Raw genomic sequence first — 1,522 nt, 5'->3', positions numbered from 1 at the left:
GGCAAACCCAGCATCTCGCGTCCCGGCACCATTTCGACCCAATCATAGGCAGCATCGAGCTGCTCAGTTGACATAATTTCAACCATTTGGGCGTTAAGCGTTCTTTCCTCAGCCTCACCCTGCAGGTGCACGTTTATAGAAGAGGGTAAACGATCATGGCGGCGTCCATCACTGCCGCTAAATAGTATGCGTTGATAGTTTCTCTCAGCGCTCAGGTCATTCGCATCAAAGCGCTCCAACTCTTTCCTGGATAAAGTTCGCTCCAATAGAACCCTATCCAAATACCATGCATAGTGATGGATATAGCTTTGTTGCTCAAAAAACTGCCGAAGAATTGGCAACATCGACTCAAAGTCATCAGATTGATCTAGCTGATACATTAGGTCTCGAAAGTGCCGCTCAGCATCAAGTTTCTGACGAACCAGGACTTTATCTGAAAACGCTTGTAAGCGAGATTTCATCGCTGCATAAAATTCACAGGAACAGATGGTGATAAGAACCAGAAATACAGTCTGAGAAACACTCAAATACGCTTGATCTATAAAGATGCCACCTTTAAGCATTAAAACCACGAAACCAACGATGCAAATGTAAATCATCAAACGCGTGATAACAAAACTCAGCGTCCCGGGCAGTTCAAGTAGGTCATGTTTCAATACTGCGTAGGTAGATATCACCACCATAAGGGCGACTGAAAGTAAGCCATAAGGCGGTATATTGATATCAAACTCAAGAGAAAGCGTCATCCCACCCCCTAAAAAACCCAGGGCAATCGTCATGATCAGATAGTCTAACTTTAACTTACCTGAGCGGGTTGTTTCGGCTCTCTCTTGCAGTAGGACATATAGAGTATGCCCAATAATCCCGGCAAAAAATACCGGAAACGGATAGAACAAGTTCCCCCCTACAGGGAACCAGAAAGCATCAAAACGAAAGCTGGGACTGTGTAGAAAATGCTCTGGAGCGATAAATATCAAACTCAAATAGAGAAGCGATAAAAGATAGTATGAGAAAGAAACACGCTCGTAGGCATGTTGCTTACCCACAAAGCTTACAACAAAGTGAAACAACAAGACCGGAAGGAATAACACGACTGAGTTAGCACAACGTGCCCAAAACAAAGCTTGTGAAGGCTCGTTGGTAGACATTCCAACGAACAAGCTAAAAGACCAGAGAGCCAAGAGCGTACAGATTAGGCCAAAAAGAATCGACCCTCCCTGGCGTTTTGCCGATAAGCAAAGTACTGCACTGGCTGTACTCAATAGAGCGCAAACCAGACTAATAAAAGCAAAATTGTTCCATACCACAACGGTCACCCTGACCTTAACATTCCTGATCCTATGTTCAGCATGGGCTGTGACGGAATAATATTACCCCTATTCGAATAGTTGCCTTTAGCTGTACATAATCTAAACAGGCATTATCCTCCCAGAATCGCTTGGCCGCAAGCTAACGATTGATTACCATGCAAAAAATAAGAAGCTTTAGCCACTTTTATCGCTTCATGACAATAATTTGATGG

Annotated in this window: 1 protein-coding gene; it reads right to left on the bottom strand. The window is 43.9% G+C overall.

Annotated elements, in window-relative coordinates:
* On the bottom strand, window positions 1-1,307 hold a 1,307-nt coding region (locus tag A3735_RS03510; RefSeq protein ID WP_156499374.1), incomplete at its 3' end, for a histidine kinase N-terminal 7TM domain-containing protein.
* Window positions 1,308-1,522: the final 215 nt, after the last annotated feature.

This window comes from Oleiphilus sp. HI0061 (assembly GCF_001635675.1).
Note: the sequence above shows the minus strand (reverse complement) of the source record. Positions and strands in the feature narration are given on the sequence as shown.